This is a genomic window from Amycolatopsis sp. NPDC051372 (genome assembly GCF_040682095.1).
Classification (GTDB): domain Bacteria; phylum Actinomycetota; class Actinomycetes; order Mycobacteriales; family Pseudonocardiaceae; genus Amycolatopsis.
Genome location: NZ_JBFBAF010000023.1, coordinates 36668 through 51102, shown reverse-complemented (window position 1 = coordinate 51102; position 14435 = coordinate 36668). Strand labels below are relative to the sequence as shown.

Below are 14435 nucleotides of genomic sequence, written 5' to 3'. Positions count from 1 at the left end.
GGGATCGTGGGTTGCCGGGAGCGTGTGTCATGAGGGGAAGTGTCGTGGTGGTCGGGTCGGCGAACGTCGACCTGGTCGTCGACGCGCCGCGGCCGCCGCGGGCCGGGGAGACGATCCTCGGCGGGCGGCTGCGGCGCAGCCCCGGCGGCAAGGGTGCGAACCAGGCGGTGGGTGCCGCGCTGGCCGGGGGAGCGCACACGACGTTCGTGGGCGCGCTCGGCGAGGACGAGGCCGGGGACCTGATCCTGCTGTCGCTGGGCGGCGCGGGTGTGCGGACCGACCTTGTCGCACGGACAAAAGCGGCCACGGGCACGGCGTTCATCACCGTGTCGCCGGACGGCGAGAACGCGATCGTCGTCGCGCCGGGTGCGAACGAGCGCGTGCGGATCGGCGAGGTGGAAGCCGCGCGGATCGCGGCGGCCGACGTGGTCTTGGCACAGCTGGAGATCCCGCTCGCGGTCGTGCGCGCCGCCGCGGCCGCGCGCAAGCCGGGCGCACTGCTCGTGCTCAACGCCGCGCCGTCGCGGGAGCTGCCGGCCGACGTCTGGGCCGCGCTCGACGTGCTCGTGGTCAACGAGCACGAGGCCGCCGACCTCGGCGGCCTCGAAACCCTGCTCGGCCGTGTGCCCGCCGTCGTGGTCACGCTCGGCGGCGACGGCTGCCTCGTCGCCGAACGCGACCGGGAACCCGTGCGAGTGCCCGGGATCCGGGTGACCACAGTGGACACCACCGGGGCCGGCGACACATTCTGCGGAGTGCTCGCCGCGGGCCTCGCCGAGGGCCGGGCGCTCGCCGACGCCGCGCGGATCGCGTGCGTGGCCGGCGCGCTCGCCGTCACGCGGCCCGGTGCGCAGGGCGCCGTTCCCACCGCTGAAGAGGTCGCGGCTTTCGCGGCCGGAGAAAAGGTGCGATGACCACCCCGTTCGACCCGCTCGTGCCGCGCCCGATCGACCGGCCGGCCGAGGTCGCTCTGACCCCGCTCACCGCCGAGCAGCTCGCGGCGCTCGACGAAGCCAAGATCTTCGCCGCGCCGAGCGACCCCGCCGACCGGCCCGCGTGGCGCGCCCGCCTGCGCGAGTGGCGCGAGGATTCCCGCCGTCGCCACGACTACAACGGCGAGGCCTACGAGCGCACCGGCGCCGCGTGGGCCGCCCGGTGCCACACCGTCGCGCAGGTCTGGCTGTGGGACGAGCTGCTGTACTCCTTCGCCGAGCACAAGTTCACGCCCGAGGGGTTCCTCGCCGACGCCCGCGAGCGATTCGGCGGCCTCGACGCCGTGGTGCTCTGGCACGCCTACCCCGTGATCGGCCTCGACGACCGCAACCAGTGGGACTACTACCGCGACGTCCCCGGCCTGGCCGAGCTCGTCACGGCGCTGCACGACGCCGGCCTGCACGTGTTCGTGGACTACAACCCGTGGGACGTGGGCACCCGCCGCGGCGCGGACGACCTCACCGAGCTGGCGGCCCTCGTCGCGGACTTCGAAGCCGACGGCGTCTTCCTCGACACGCTCAAGAAAGCCGAGCCGGGCTTCGTCGAACGGCTCGAAGCCGCGCGCCCCGGGATTGTGCTGGAGGGCGAGTCGAAGCTGCCGGTCGAGCGCATCGCCGACCACACGGCGTCGTGGGCACATTTCTTCGCCGACTCGCCCGTGCCCGGCGTGCTGCGCGCGCACTGGTACGAGCGGCGCCACATGCAGCACCACGTGCGCCGCTGGCACCGCGACCACTCCGAGGAACTCCAGTCGGCGTGGCTCAACGGCGTCGGCGTGATGGTGTGGGAAGTCGTGTTCGGCGTGTGGGTCGGCTGGTCGGCCCGCGACGCCGCGACCGCGCGGCGCATGGTGACCGTGCAGCGCGCGGCCGGCGACCTGCTGCTGGGCGGCGAGTGGACCCCGCTTGCCGAGCTGACGCCCGAGGCCGAGGCCGCCGGCGTCTACGCGTCCAGCTGGGAGCTCGACGGTGTGACACTGTGGACATTCGTCAACCGCGGCGAGACGGACTACACCGGTGAGCTGCTGCCCGCCGGGCCCGGCAAGGTCCTCGACCTGCTCGGTGGCGTGCCCGCCCGGGGCATCGGCGCGGTGCTGCACCTGGCCGACGGCACTCCCGAACCCGTGTGGCTGCCGGAACTGCTCGACGCGGTGAAGTCCGCGCCCCACGACGGCCACTCCCGCTTCCCGCACCGGGTCGCGGAACGGATCAGTCCACAAAGGACACAGGGTGAGCCCGAAGGCGACGCCGTCACGGTGCCGGCCGGGCCGTACGTGCTGACCGTCCGCTACCAGGCCCGCGAAACCGGCATGTACCAGGGCGCGCCCTACGTCGACGAGTGGAAGCCCCTCCCGCCGCGGCTGCACGACGCCCGCACCCTCCAGCGTGACGGCTCGCTTGCGACCCCGGTCGCGGTGGCGGCCACCGAGGTCACCAACGCGCAGTTCGCCGAGTTCCTCACCGCCACCGGCTACCGGCCCGCGTACGGGCACCGGTTCCTCGCGCACTGGATCGACGGCGTGCCGAGCGATCCCGACGAGCCCGTGACCTTTGTGGACCTCGACGACGCCCGCGCCTACTGCGCGTGGCGCGGCGGACGGCTGCCCACCGAGGACGAGTGGCAGCTGGCGGGGGAGACCGGCGGCCTGAGCCGCGGCGAGCCTGCCGTGTGGAACTGGACCGAGAGCGAGCACTCCGACGGGCGGACCCGCTTCGTGATGCTCAAAGGCGGCAGCGACTACCGGGCCGAGGGCTCCGAGTGGTACATCGAGGGCGGCCGCCACGCCCCCGACGTCAGCGTGAAGCTGTTGCTGCCCGGATTGGGTCTCGCGCGCGCCGCGACGGTCGGGTTCCGCTGCGCTTGGGAGGTGACGGCATGACGACGTCGCGGGATTCCGCCGGTGGCGCCCTGGCCGGGTTGCGGGTGGTGGACGCGTCCACGCTCTTCGCCGGCCCGATGGCCGCGATGCACCTGGGTGACATGGGTGCCGAGGTGACCAAGGTCGAGCACCCGAGCCGCCCCGATCCGTCGCGCACGCACGGCGTCGCCAAAGACGGGGTGAACCTGTGGTGGAAAACGCTCGGGCGCAACAAGCGGACCATCACCGCGGATCTCAGCAGTGAAGGTGGCCGTGAGGTGTTCCTGGCGTTGGCCGGCGAGGCCGACGTGGTGATCGAGAACTTCCGCCCGGGCACCCTGGAACGCTGGAACCTCGGCTACGACGAGCTTTCCGCCCGCAACCCGCGGCTCGTGCTCGCGCGCGTGACCGGGTTCGGCCAGTTCGGCCCGTACCGCTCGCGCCCCGGCTTCGGCACCCTCGCCGAGGCGATGAGCGGGTTCGCCGCCACCACGGGCGAGCCGGACGGCCCGCCGACGCTCCCGCCGTTCGGCCTCGCCGACGGCGTCGCCTCCCTGGCCACGGCCTACGCGATCATGGTCGCGCTTTCGGCTCGTGCCACCAGCGGGCGCGGGCAGGTCGTGGACACCGCGATCATCGAGCCGATCCTCGCGATGCTCGGCCCGCAGATCACGCGGTGGGACCAGCTTCAGACGGTGCAGCCGCGCACGGGCAACCGGTCCATCAACAACGCGCCGCGCAACACCTACCGCACCGCCGACGGGCAGTGGGTCGCCGTGTCCACCTCCGCGCAGTCGGTGGCCGAACGCGTGGTGCGGCTCGTCGGTAGGCCCGACCTGGCCGACCAGCCGTGGTTCGCCCGCGGCGCCGACCGCGCGCAGCACGCCGACGAGCTCGACGACGCCGTGGGCGGCTGGATCTCCCAGCGCAGCCGCGCCGAGGTCGTCGCCGCGTTCGAGGAGGCACAGGCCGCCGTCGCCCCCATCTACGACGCCGCCGACATCGTCGCCGACCCCCAGTTCCGCGCCCTCGGCACCATCCACGAGATCGACGACCCCGAGCTCGGCCCCATCCTCATGCAGGGCCCGCTCTTCCGCCTTTCCGGCAACGACGGAGTCATCGGCTTCACCGGCCGCCCCCACGGCGCCGACACCGACACCGTGCTCAAGGAACTGGGCTTCTCGGCCGAGCGCATCGCCGAACTTCGGGCGGGGGGAGCGGTATGAGCGCCACCCCGCCGTTGACCTTCCTCTACGCCCCGGCCGACCGGCCCGATCGGGTGGAGAAGGCGCTCGCGTCGGAGGCCGACGTGGTGCTCGTGGATCTCGAGGACGCCGTCGCGCCGGCGCACAAAGCCGAGGCGCGCGAGAACGTCGTGCGGCTGCTGGCCGGGCTGCCCGAGGGGCGCCGGGTGCAGGTGCGCGTAAATCACCCCAGTACGCCGTGGCACGAGGCGGACGTCGCGGCGCTCGCGGGGCTGCCGGTGGCGGTCGGGGTGCGGATGCCGAAGGTGGAGGCGGCCGAGGAGGTGCTGGCGCTCGCGGCGGCGTTGCCGGGGCGGGAGCTGCATCCGTTGATCGAGTCGGCGCTGGGGGTGGAGCGGGCGCTGCAGATCGCGACCGCGTCGCCGCAGGTGGCGTCGATCGGGCTCGGGGAGGCGGATCTGCGGTCGGACCTGGGTGTGGACGACGAGGCCGGGCTCACGTGGGCGCGCAGCCGCGTGATCGTGGCGGCGCGGGCCGCGCGGCTGGCGCCGCCGGCCATGTCGGCTTACACCAACGTGCGCGACTTCGACGGGCTCGCGGCGTCGTGCCGGGCCGGGCGCGCGCTCGGGTTCCGCGGGCGCACGGCGATCCACCCGGGCCAGCTCGCCACGATCCGCGCCGCGTTCCTGCCGAGCGCCGAGGAGGTGGCGCGGGCCAGCGAAGTCGTCGCGCGCGTCGCCGACGCCACGGCGGCCGGGGTTGGAGCGATCGCGCTGGCCGACGGGACGTTCCTCGACGTCGCGATGGTCGAGCGTGCACGCACGGTGCTGGCGCTGGCCCAGCCGGACCCGGCGTAAGCGATCTCGAACACAGGAAAGCCCGCCCCGTCTTCGACTACTCTGGGCATCGACGAGTCCGGAGGGAGGGGCCATGACCGACGAGGAGCTCGTGGTCGAGTTCGCGCTGCGGCGCCTGGACAACCCCGACCTCGAACTGGAGGAGATCGCGGCGCTGGTCGTCCGGCGGCTGGGACCCGATCGCATGCTGGAGTTCGCGTCGCAGAACCTCGCCACGCGCGGTGAGCTGCGCGCGGCGATCTTCCCCTCGGCCGTCGAGCACGTGCTCCGCGTGGTGCTGACACTGCGTGGCCGCAGCGACTAGGGAATGTCTGACAATGCCGTGGTCCAGGTGACCACGGCATGCAGGACGACCGCGGATCGGTAAACGATGGCGAGCTTGTCGTCGCGGGTGGCCAGACCACGCCATTGCTTGAGCAGGTTGAAGCGACGTTCGATCACGTTGCGGCCCCGGTAATCGACCGAGTCGAACGCGGGTGGGCGGCCACCACGAGAACCCCCGACGTTCGCGGTGCCCGGCCTGATCGACAGGCTCGGGAATCACCGCGACAATGCCGCGAGCACGCAGATGCCTGCGGATCGCGCGGGAGGAATACGCCTTGTCGCCGCGGACGCGGTCGGGCCGGGTACGTGCCCGGCCGCGTCCGACCCGCCGGACTCAGCCGAGGTTGTTGATGCCGAGGGAGAAGTCGAAGTTCCCCACGCCGTAGCGGGCCAAGCCCATCGTCAACACGCCCGCTCCCTCTACCCAGTGGGCCATGCTCAAGTCGCCGGTGTCCCGCGGGCGCAGTCCGAGGCTCTCGATGAACGTTGACACGCTCGCCTTGGCTTGCGCATCGTCGCCGGCCATGAACACGTCCGCGGGGCCGCCTTGGGCCAGGACGTGGCGGAAAAGGGTGTTGAACGCCTTCACGACATGGGCGCTCGCGGGCGCGGCCTCGGCCACGCTCTGGGCGATGGAGGTGTTGTGCGGGACGGCCAGCCCGGTGCCGGTGGCGTTGAAGGGGTTGGTGATGTCGACGATGATCTTGCCGGCCAGCGCGTCCCGGAACTCGCGGACGACAGGCACGGCACTGTCGAACAGCACCGCGAGGACGACGATGTCGCCGGCCGGGGCGGCACCGAATGTCCCGGCCGTGGCGCCGCCGCCGAGGGTTTTGGCCAGGGCCGCGGATTTGGCCGCGTCGCGGCCGATCACCTCGACGGTGTTGCCGCCCGCCACCGCGAGCGTGCCGATGGTACGGGCCATGTTTCCCGTACCGATGAGGGTGATGCTGCTCATGACGTGTGCTCTCTTCTGTGTGGGTCAGATGGCGGTTGCGCCGCCGTCGGTAACGAGTTCCAGGCCGTTGACGTAGCTGGAGTCGTCGGAGGCGAGGAAAAGGGCGACGGTGGCGATTTCTTCGGGGCGGCCCATCTCTCCGCGGGGGATGAGGGACTCGAACGCGGCCTTGGTGGCCTCGTCGAACAGTTCTTCCTGTTTGGCGGTGGCGACCTGGCCGGGGGTCAGGACGTTGACCCGGATATTGCGATCGCGCAGTTCGTTGAGCCAGACGCGGGCCCAAGCCTGCTGGACGGCTTTGCTTCCCGCGTAGAGGCTCCAGCCAAGGAAGGCGCCGAGTGAGGCGTTGGATCCGGTCATGAAGATCGACCCGTTGTCGTTGATCAGTGGCAGTGCCTTCTGGACGGTGAACAGGGTGCCGCGCGCGTTGAGCCAGAAGGCGCGGTGGAACTGTTCCTCGGTGATCTCGCCGAGGACGGCGGGTTCGCCCGTCCCGGCGCTGGCCCACAGCACGTCGATCGAGCCCTTTTCGCGCTTGACGGTGTCGTACAAGCGGTCCAGGTCGTCCAGGTCGGCTGCGTCACCCTGCACGGCGGTGACGTTGCGGCCGATCAGCTTGACGGCGTCGTCCAATGCTTCCTGCCGCCGAGCCTGGATGAAGACGTGAGCTCCTTCCTCGACGAACAGCTTGGCGCCGGCCAGTGCCATGCCGGTGGATCCGCCGGTGATCACCGCGACCTTGCCATCGAGCTTTCCCACAACCACTCCAGTTCACTTGCTGTGCCGATGTTATGTACACCGATCTGCGTACTTAACGTATCGAACAGGCGCGCGGCGTGCAAGCTATGCACACCGATCGGTACCGAAGTGGGCTACGCTGGGCACGTGACAGAGTTGGAGAAGGGGCCGCGAGGACTGCGCCGCGGCAGGGGCGCACGAGAGCGCATCCTCAGCGCGTCGCAACAACTGTTCCGCGATCAGGGCATCAACTGCACCGGCATGGACCAGCTCTGCGCGGTGGCGGAGGTATCCAAACGCACGCTCTACCAGCACTTCGCCGGCAAGGACGAGCTGATCGCCGAATGCCTGCACCGATTCGATCCCGACATCCTGCCCGAAGTGTTCGACCGCACCGACCTCACACCTCGCGAACGACTCCTTGCCGTGTTCGACGTGCACGCGCCCCTGTGCCCGTTCATCCAGGCGGCCGTCGAAATCCCCGACCCGGGGCACCCGGCACGCGTATACGCCCGCGACTACAAGAAAGCCTTTGCCGCCCGGCTCACCGAAACCGCCCGCGAGGCCGGCGCCACCGATCCCGAACAACTCGGCGAGCAACTGGCGCTGCTCCTGGACGGCGCCGCCGCCCGCACCCGAGTCCTCGACACCGACGTGTTCACCACCGCCGCCGCCATCGCCGCCGTCCTCATCGGCAACGCCATCCCCGCGACAGCCCGGCGGTGACTGCAGAAGTCGAAGTTGTCCGCGTTAAGCCGTGTTGCTGAACCCGGTGTTGAGCCGGTGGAGGGTGGCGGCGAGGCAGAGGGCGGCGTGGTAGTCACGGGCGGTCTTGTCTGACCTCATCGCGATGCCGTGCCGTTGCTTGAGTTTGTTGAAGCACCGCTCGACGACGTTGCGGCCCTGGTAGCACTCGCTCACACGCCGGCTTCAGCCCACCGGTCGAAGTTCTTGAACACCGTGTTCCCGAACTGGTCCGGCAGGTCCCGCCACGGAGCCCGGTGCGACAGCCACCGCCTCGACCGCCTGACGACGATCAACGGGCGGACGGGCGATCGACTTCGGCTGGGGAAAAAGCCGGAGCCTTCCGGCGCAGCCACGCCCAGGGACTGCGCCCGCCTGTGAAGCCCCACAGTGCGATCACCGGGTCCGTCAGCGCGCACCCGAAGGACGAGTCCGCCGCGAACGGCAGGATCGGCGCGCCCTTGAGGTGGTGGACGACGTCCCACGCCGTGTGCAGCAGCCAGCCGATCCCGATGAACGTCCACGAGTCCAGCCCGCGGAAGGCGACCAGCGTCAGCACGGCGCAGAACACCACTTCCCACACTCCCAGCCCGCCGCCGGACAGGTAGGCCGCGCCCGCGCCGGCGACCATCAGGGCGTTGAACTTCCGCCGCTGCGGCTCGGGGATCAGGGACGAGTGCAGCACGTACACCAGGCCGATCGCGATCGGCAGCAGCACTTCGGTCATGGTCGTCACGCTAGGAAGCCCGGAGCGCGCCCACTACCGGCCTCCGTGCCAGACAGCAGCGGATTCCCGCCAACCGACGGGAATCCGCTGCTGCGTACCGGGTTCAGCGCGGCTTCGGCGCGGCATGTCGACGGCGTGGCCAGAGGGGCAGCCGAGCGCCCTGCCGGGTGACGTAGATGCCCGGGATGAGGCCGAGCGCCGGGCTCAGCGCGCCCGTGGTGTCGATCTCGGCCGGGGCGGTGGTCTTGGTGCTGGTGTGAGTGGACATGACTTCCTCCGGGTGTCCCGAGTGGACAGGTCTCTTGTGGACGGTGCTCAGGCCGCGGCGGTCTCGAACGCCGCCGCGGGGGCGAAAGCGGCCGCGCGGGTGCGGGCGCCGGTGATCACGGTGGTCAGCGTCGCGAGGTCCTGCGGGCCGTCGTGGCGCTGGTCGTTGACGAAGAACGTCGGGGTCCCGGCCACGCCGCTGAGGTCGGCCGACTCGACATCCCGCTCGACGTGGCCGGCGAAGCGGCGGCGCAGCAGGTCGTCGCGGAACCGGTCGACGTCGAGGCCCAGCTGCTCGGCGTAGCCGACGAGGGCGTCGAAGTGCAGGTCGGTCTGGTTGCCCAGCAGCAGGTCGTGCATCGGCCAGAACGCGCCCTGCGCGCCCGCCGCCTCGGCCGCCTCGGCGGCCAGCTGTGCGTGGGGGTGGATGTCGTGCAGGGGCAGGTGGCGCCACACATAGCGGATGTCGGTGTTCTCGGCCAGCAGCTCGCGCGCGGTCGGCGCCGCCATGCCGGTCCACGGGCACTCGAAGTCGCCGTACTCGACCACGGTCACCGCGGCGTCCTCCGGCCCGCGCACGTGGTCGCGGCTCAGGTCGACCGGAGCGACGAGGTCGGTCAGCAGGGGAGCGTCGCCGAGCAGCGCGCGGGTCCGCACTTCTTCCGGCAGCGCGGCCGTGACCTTCTGCACGAGGAAGGTCAGCAGCGTCGCGCCCGCCGCCGCGGCGAGGACACCGAGCTTCGCCTCCGCCAGCTCCCGCCCGGTGAAGGCGAGGTCGGCGATCAGCAGCGACACGGTGAACCCGACGCCCGCCATCGCGCCGCCGCTCAGCACGCCGGCCCAGCCGACCTGCGGCCGCAGGGCGCCGCCGCTGAGGCGGGTCAGCAGCCACGAGGTGCCGAACACCGCGACGGGCTTGCCCAGCACGTAGGCGAGGAAGATCCCGACGGTGATCGGTGCCGTGACCGCGCTCGCCAGTACCTCGGTGTTCACGGTGATGCCGGCGTTGGCCAGCGCGAACAGCGGGACGACGACGTAGCTCGTCACGCGGTGGAAGGCGTGGCGCAGCCGGGCGTTGGCCGACAGCGTCGCGCTCAGCCGCTTGCTCGCCGAGCTGGCCGTCTCCGCGGTGGGCTGCTCACGGAACAGGCGCACCAGCGTGGTCGCCTCCTCCAGCGAGTCGCGCTTCGGCACGTACGCCGACGTCGCGAGTCCCACCGCCAGACCGCCCACGACCGGGTCGATCCCGCTGGTCAGCAGTGCGCCCCACACGGTCAGCGCCAGCGCGGTGAACACGGGCTTGCGGTAGCGGTAGTCGAGCCTGCGGCTCGCCAGCACCCCGGCGTACGCGGCGGCGGCGATCCCGACGGCCATGAGGTCCACATGCCCGCTGTAGGCCAGCGCGATGACCACCAGGGCCACGATGTCGTCGACCACGAACACGGTGAGCACGAACGTGCGGATCCGCTCGGGCGCACCGCGCCCGACCACGGTGAACACGCCCAGCGCCAGCGCGGTGTCGGTCGACATCGCCGCGCCCCAGCCGTGCGCGCCGGGCCCGCCGCCGTTGAGCGCCAGGTAGATCAGCACGGGCACCGCCATGCCGGCCAGCCCGGCGACGGCGGGCAGGATCAGGCGGCGCCGTTCGCGCAGGTCGCCGAGGTCGAACTCGCGCCGCGCCTCCAGCCCCACCACCAGGAAGAACAGCGTCATCAGGCCGCTGTTGACCCAGTCGCGCACCGGCAACGCGGCGCTCAGCGGCCCGATCTGCACGCTCAGCACCCAGTTCCACACGGCGTCGTACGCGCCGGGCGCCAGGTTCGCCCAGGCCAGGGCCGCCACGATCGCCGCGACGAGGATCCCGGCGCTGCCGGACTCGGTCCGCAGGAACGTCCGCAGCGGGCTCGACGACGGCCCGGACATCGACATCCGGCCCATCGCCATCTCGGACTGGCTCATCTCCGACATCGACATGGCTTCGCTGGTCCGCGGGTGCATCGGCGTCACGTTCATGTCTAACCCTTAAAGTCGCTAGTGGTAGTTAGAACTCAAACATGGTAGAACTAACCTGTCAAGAGGGAATTTGAGGGTTAGGTAAATCGGAGGGCAGTGCGGTGGAGAGAGCGGTACAGAAAGACGAGACCCTGGTCCTCGATCTGCTGAACACCACAGCACTCGTCGACGGCGCACCACACGACGACCTGGAGGCCGCGGACGATGGGTTGCGCTGGCTGTCCGCCCACGGGCAACCCGCGACGGAGGGGGAGTGGCGCACCCTGCTCGACCTGCGCGCGACCCTGCAGGACGTGGTGCGCGGCGACGCGGAACCGTCGTCGGTCGGGCGGTTCGTCGAGGGGGTCGGCTACCTCGCAACCCTCGGCGCGGACGGCATCGGCTGGACCCTGGACGCCCCCGCGGGCCACGCCGCCGCGGCGCGCGCGGTCCTCACCTGGGACGGCCTGCGCGAGTCCGGCCGCCTGCGCCCGTGCGCCAACCCGGAGTGCCGACTGTTCCTCATCGACCACAGCAAGGCCAACACCGCCCGCTGGTGCTCGATGGCCACGTGCGGCAACCGCCTCAAGGCGCGCCGGCACTACCGCCGCACCCAACAGTCCGAAGTGGACTGAAGCGGGCCCTCCCCCGGCGACCGGGCCCGCTCCAGGGCTTCATTCGTTGTGCAGCACCGTCGCGATCGGCAGGCGAGCCGCGCGCCCGGCGGGGATGAGCGCACCCAGCACGGCGATGACGATCCCGGCCAGCCCCAGCGCGACGAGCAACGGCGCGCGGTAGACGTCGATGACGAACCCGAACACGTCCGACTGGGCGGCGCGCAGCATGGCCGGCCCGACAAGCCGGTGCACGAGGAAGCCGAGCGGCAGCCCGAGCAGCCCGCCGACCACGCCCAGCACCCCCATCGAGGTGACCATCATGACCGTCACCTGGCGCGGCGTCATCCCGATCGCCTTGAGCATCCCCAGGTCGCGGCGGCGTTCGTGCGCGTTGAGCACCACGGTGTTGAACACGCCCAGCGCCGCGACGATCGCGAGCACCAGCGTCAGGATCGACGCGCTGCCGACCAGGAGCACGGCCTGCGAAGACGTGCCGTCGCGCGGGGGAGCGGCCTCCAGCCCGGGGTCGCGGGCGTGCACCGCGTTCACGAGCGTCTCGTGGTCGGCGCCGGGAGCAAGCTGCACGTCGTAGGTCTCCGCGCGGGTGCCCGGCGCGAGCACGTCGAGGGTCGCCCAGTCGGCGTAGATCGCCTGGTCGTTGTTGGTCAGCGTGACCCCGACGAACGTCAGCTGCGTGCGGTTTCCGCCCAGCTCCACCGTGATCGTGTCGCCGAGGGCGAGCCCGCGCTGGTTGAGGAACCGTGACGGCGCGGCGGCTTCCCCGGCGCGGGCCGCCCACCGGCCGTCGAGGATCTCCGGTCCCAGCGCCGCCGAATCCCCGCGGGAGAAGATGACCGAGGGGTCCTCCTGGCTGCCGAGCAGATGCACGGTGCGCGTCGCCGAAGCGGCGACCCGGGCGGAACCGGGCAGCGACCGCAGCATCGCCTCGTCGGCGGGGTCGGTGAGTGCCGCGTCCGGGTGCGGGCCGGGTACGTCGGTGGGCAGAGTGAGACCGTCGGTCAGGCCGGCGAGGAACTCGACGCGATCGGGGTGCGCGGGCCGCATCGCGGTGTTGTACGCGTTGACCGACAGCGTCACGCCGATCGACAACGTCACCGTCATGACCCCGAGCACGATCGCCGCCAGCGTCAGCACACTGCGTGCCGGGCGGGCGAACGGGACGCCGAGGCCGAGGCTCACCGAGCGTGGCAGCCGGGTGCCGGCGAGCCGGCGCTGGACCGTGAGCGCGCGGCCGAACCGGGGCCCGCTGCCCGCGCTGATCGCCGCGGTCGCCGGCAGCCGGCGGGCCCGCAGTGCGGAAACCAGTGCCGCCAGCACGACAACCAGCGGCAAGCCCACCAGCGCGACGGCGTCGACCCACGAGTCGATCCCGGCGTCGCCCGCGCCGAACGCGCTGAACGCGTCGGCGAGCACTGGCTTGGCGACGAGATTGCCGCCGATCGTCCCGACGACGCAGCCGAGGGTGGCGGGTACGAGCACCATCAGCAGGTACACGGCCATCACCTGGTTCGGCGTGAACCCGAGCGACTTGAGCACCCCGATGTCGCGGAAACCGGACACCACGGCGCCGCTCACCACGTTGGCGACGATCAGCACGGCCACCGCGAGCCCGAGGATGCCGAACGGGACCAGAAAGGGCACGTACGGGCCGACGTCGGAGTCGAGCCGTTCCTCGACGGTCAGGTAGGACTGCTCGCCGAGCACGGACCTCGCCGGCAACCCGGCTGTCACCGCAGTCAGGCCCGCGTCGACCTCCGCCGCCGTGGCGGCGTGGGTGAAGCGGTAGAGCACCTGCGCGGTGGTCGGCTGCAGCGCTGTCAGCTGCGCCGGTGTCACCCACGCGTCGGCGGAGGCGCTCACCGAATACGCGAACCCGACGACGGTGAGCACCGGCTTGCCCGGGATCTCGATCCGCGAACCCAGCGGCACGAAGTCGTCGGAGCCGCGCGGGAACTTCAGCACGATCTCCCCGGGCGCGGTGGCCCACCGGCCCGCCCACACGTCCAGCCGGTCGACGGCACCTTCGGGGTCCGCGCGCCCGACCGTGGTCAGGCTGCCCGTCCGCGCCGCGACGCTCTTCGCGGTATCCAGCGTGACCTGCCCGAACGGCCCCGCCGACGCCTCGACGCGCGGCCGGGCGGAGGTGGCGGCGAGCTGCTCGCCCGACACCCGCGTGGTGTCGTAGGCGACGACGAGGTGCGCGCCGTTCTGCTCCGCGTGCGCCCGCTGGAACGGCCCCGACGCCGACACCAGCAGCCCGAGTGCGAGCACGATCGTGCCGGTCGACACCGCGACCACGACGGCGATCACGGCCGTCTGCACCCGCCGGCGCCGGACGGCGGCGCGTGCCACCCGCCACACCGCGCTCACGACGAGCGCTCCAGACCCGAGGTCGCGGCGATCCGGCCGTCGACGACCTGGACCACACGCGTGGCGCACTGCTTCGCGAGCCGCTCGTCGTGCGTGACGAGCAGCAGCGTCTGCCCGATCTGGTTGAGGTCGAGCAGCAGGTCCATCACCTGCTCGCCGGAGCGGCTGTCGAGCGCGCCCGTGGGTTCGTCGGCCAGCAGCAGGGCGGGCCGGTTCATCAGCGCCCGCGCCACGGCCACGCGCTGGCGTTCGCCGCCGCTGAGCTGCGCGGGGTAGATGTTGCGGCGCCCGGCGATGCCGAGCTCGTCGAGCAGCTCCAGCGCACGGGCGCGGGCCTGCGCGGCCGAAGTCCCGGTCAACTGCGCGGCGAGAGCGACGTTGTCGAGCGCCGGGAGGTCGTCGAGCAGGTTGAAGAACTGGAAGATCATGCCGATGCGCCTGCGGCGGAACAGCGCGAGCCCCGTCTCGCTCAGCTTGCCGAGGTCTTCGCCGTTGACCACGACGGACCCGGACGTCGGACGGTCCAGCCCGGCCACCATGTTCAGCAGCGTCGACTTCCCGCTGCCCGACGGCCCCATCACCGCGACCGCCTCACCCGCGCGGATCCCCAGCGAGACCCCGTCCAGGGCCACCGAATCGCTGTACTCCTTGCGCACGGCGATCAGCTGCACCACCGGGTTCGCTCTGCTCTCGTCACTGGTCACAGCACGCAATCCTGAAGCAGCGTCGCCGCCGCGGCATCAGTCCGGGGAGGTAACCGCCGA

16 protein-coding genes and 1 pseudogene are annotated in these 14435 nt (G+C 71.7%); 7 read left to right on the top strand and 10 right to left on the bottom strand.

The genetic code is table 11. The annotated features are described in order from the left end of the window. Window positions 1-29: 29 nt before the first annotated feature. The 5 genes from AB0M56_RS31170 to AB0M56_RS31150 all read left to right on the top strand — a co-directional run bounded on the left by AB0M56_RS31170 (window position 30) and on the right by AB0M56_RS31150 (window position 5217). Window positions 30-914: a ribokinase gene (locus AB0M56_RS31170; RefSeq protein ID WP_364182463.1), complete on the top strand. Its 885-nt coding sequence runs from the start codon at window positions 30-32 to the stop codon at window positions 912-914. Further along, the gene (locus tag AB0M56_RS31165) at window positions 911-2872 is read left to right on the top strand and encodes an SUMF1/EgtB/PvdO family nonheme iron enzyme (RefSeq protein WP_364182460.1); all 1962 of its coding nucleotides are present in this window, start codon (window positions 911-913) and stop codon (window positions 2870-2872) included. The genes AB0M56_RS31170 and AB0M56_RS31165 overlap by 4 nt, the downstream gene beginning before the upstream one ends. Further along, window positions 2869-4077: a CoA transferase gene (locus AB0M56_RS31160; protein ID WP_364182458.1), complete on the top strand. Its 1209-nt coding sequence runs from the start codon at window positions 2869-2871 to the stop codon at window positions 4075-4077. Before AB0M56_RS31165 ends, AB0M56_RS31160 begins: the two co-directional genes overlap by 4 nt. Beyond that, the gene (locus AB0M56_RS31155) at window positions 4074-4913 is read left to right on the top strand and encodes a CoA ester lyase (RefSeq protein ID WP_364182455.1); all 840 of its coding nucleotides are present in this window, start codon (window positions 4074-4076) and stop codon (window positions 4911-4913) included. The genes AB0M56_RS31160 and AB0M56_RS31155 overlap by 4 nt, the downstream gene beginning before the upstream one ends. A gap of 73 nt (window positions 4914-4986) precedes the next feature. After that, entirely contained in the window at window positions 4987-5217 is a 231-nt protein-coding gene (locus tag AB0M56_RS31150; protein WP_364182452.1) for a hypothetical protein, read from the top strand. Here AB0M56_RS31150 and AB0M56_RS31145 read toward each other — a convergent pair. The 4 genes and pseudogenes from AB0M56_RS31145 to AB0M56_RS31130 form a co-directional block, all read right to left on the bottom strand. Continuing rightward, window positions 5214-5354: a hypothetical protein gene (locus tag AB0M56_RS31145; protein ID WP_364182450.1), complete on the bottom strand. Its 141-nt coding sequence runs from the start codon at window positions 5352-5354 to the stop codon at window positions 5214-5216. The genes AB0M56_RS31150 and AB0M56_RS31145 overlap by 4 nt on opposite strands. A 106-nt stretch (window positions 5355-5460) precedes the next feature. Next, window positions 5461-5563, bottom strand: a pseudogene (locus tag AB0M56_RS31140) (IS5/IS1182 family transposase); the annotation flags it as partial. A gap of 8 nt (window positions 5564-5571) precedes the next feature. Beyond that, a complete protein-coding gene (locus AB0M56_RS31135) occupies window positions 5572-6195 on the bottom strand; it encodes an NAD(P)-binding domain-containing protein (RefSeq protein ID WP_364182447.1) in 624 nt (207 codons plus the stop codon). 24 nt (window positions 6196-6219) lie between these two features. Continuing rightward, window positions 6220-6954, bottom strand: a complete 735-nt coding sequence (locus AB0M56_RS31130) for an SDR family oxidoreductase (protein ID WP_364182444.1) — start codon at window positions 6952-6954, stop codon at window positions 6220-6222. A 126-nt stretch (window positions 6955-7080) separates the two neighbouring features. On the opposite strand from AB0M56_RS31130, the gene AB0M56_RS31125 reads away from it, so the two are divergent. Continuing rightward, window positions 7081-7659 carry a helix-turn-helix domain-containing protein gene (locus AB0M56_RS31125; protein WP_364182441.1) on the top strand — a complete coding sequence of 193 codons (579 nt, stop codon included), beginning with the start codon at window positions 7081-7083 and terminating at the stop codon, window positions 7657-7659. A 24-nt stretch (window positions 7660-7683) separates the two neighbouring features. Here the strand turns inward: AB0M56_RS31125 and AB0M56_RS31120 are convergent, their stop codons facing one another. The 4 genes from AB0M56_RS31120 to AB0M56_RS31105 form a co-directional block, all read right to left on the bottom strand. Continuing rightward, window positions 7684-7854: a hypothetical protein gene (locus AB0M56_RS31120; RefSeq protein ID WP_364182793.1), complete on the bottom strand. Its 171-nt coding sequence runs from the start codon at window positions 7852-7854 to the stop codon at window positions 7684-7686. 115 nt (window positions 7855-7969) lie between these two features. Beyond that, a complete protein-coding gene (locus tag AB0M56_RS31115) occupies window positions 7970-8404 on the bottom strand; it encodes a DUF6010 family protein (RefSeq protein WP_364182438.1) in 435 nt (144 codons plus the stop codon). 103 nt (window positions 8405-8507) lie between these two features. Next, window positions 8508-8672 (bottom strand): hypothetical protein, encoded by a 165-nt coding sequence (locus tag AB0M56_RS31110; RefSeq protein WP_364182435.1) that lies wholly within the window; start codon window positions 8670-8672, stop codon window positions 8508-8510. 47 nt (window positions 8673-8719) lie between these two features. Next, the gene (locus AB0M56_RS31105) at window positions 8720-10684 is read right to left on the bottom strand and encodes a Na+/H+ antiporter NhaA (protein ID WP_364182432.1); all 1965 of its coding nucleotides are present in this window, start codon (window positions 10682-10684) and stop codon (window positions 8720-8722) included. Between the two features lie 101 nt (window positions 10685-10785). Here AB0M56_RS31105 and AB0M56_RS31100 point away from each other — a divergent pair, with 101 nt between their 5' ends. Beyond that, window positions 10786-11298 carry a CGNR zinc finger domain-containing protein gene (locus AB0M56_RS31100; protein WP_364182430.1) on the top strand — a complete coding sequence of 171 codons (513 nt, stop codon included), beginning with the start codon at window positions 10786-10788 and terminating at the stop codon, window positions 11296-11298. Window positions 11299-11337: 39 nt separating this feature from the next. Here AB0M56_RS31100 and AB0M56_RS31095 read toward each other — a convergent pair whose 3' ends face one another. Beyond that, complete coding sequence (locus AB0M56_RS31095) at window positions 11338-13653, bottom strand: FtsX-like permease family protein (protein ID WP_364182428.1); 2316 nt, start codon at window positions 13651-13653, stop codon at window positions 11338-11340. Window positions 13654-13667: 14 nt separating this feature from the next. Further along, entirely contained in the window at window positions 13668-14375 is a 708-nt protein-coding gene (locus AB0M56_RS31090) for an ABC transporter ATP-binding protein (RefSeq protein WP_364182425.1), read from the bottom strand. Window positions 14376-14435 lie beyond the last annotated feature (60 nt).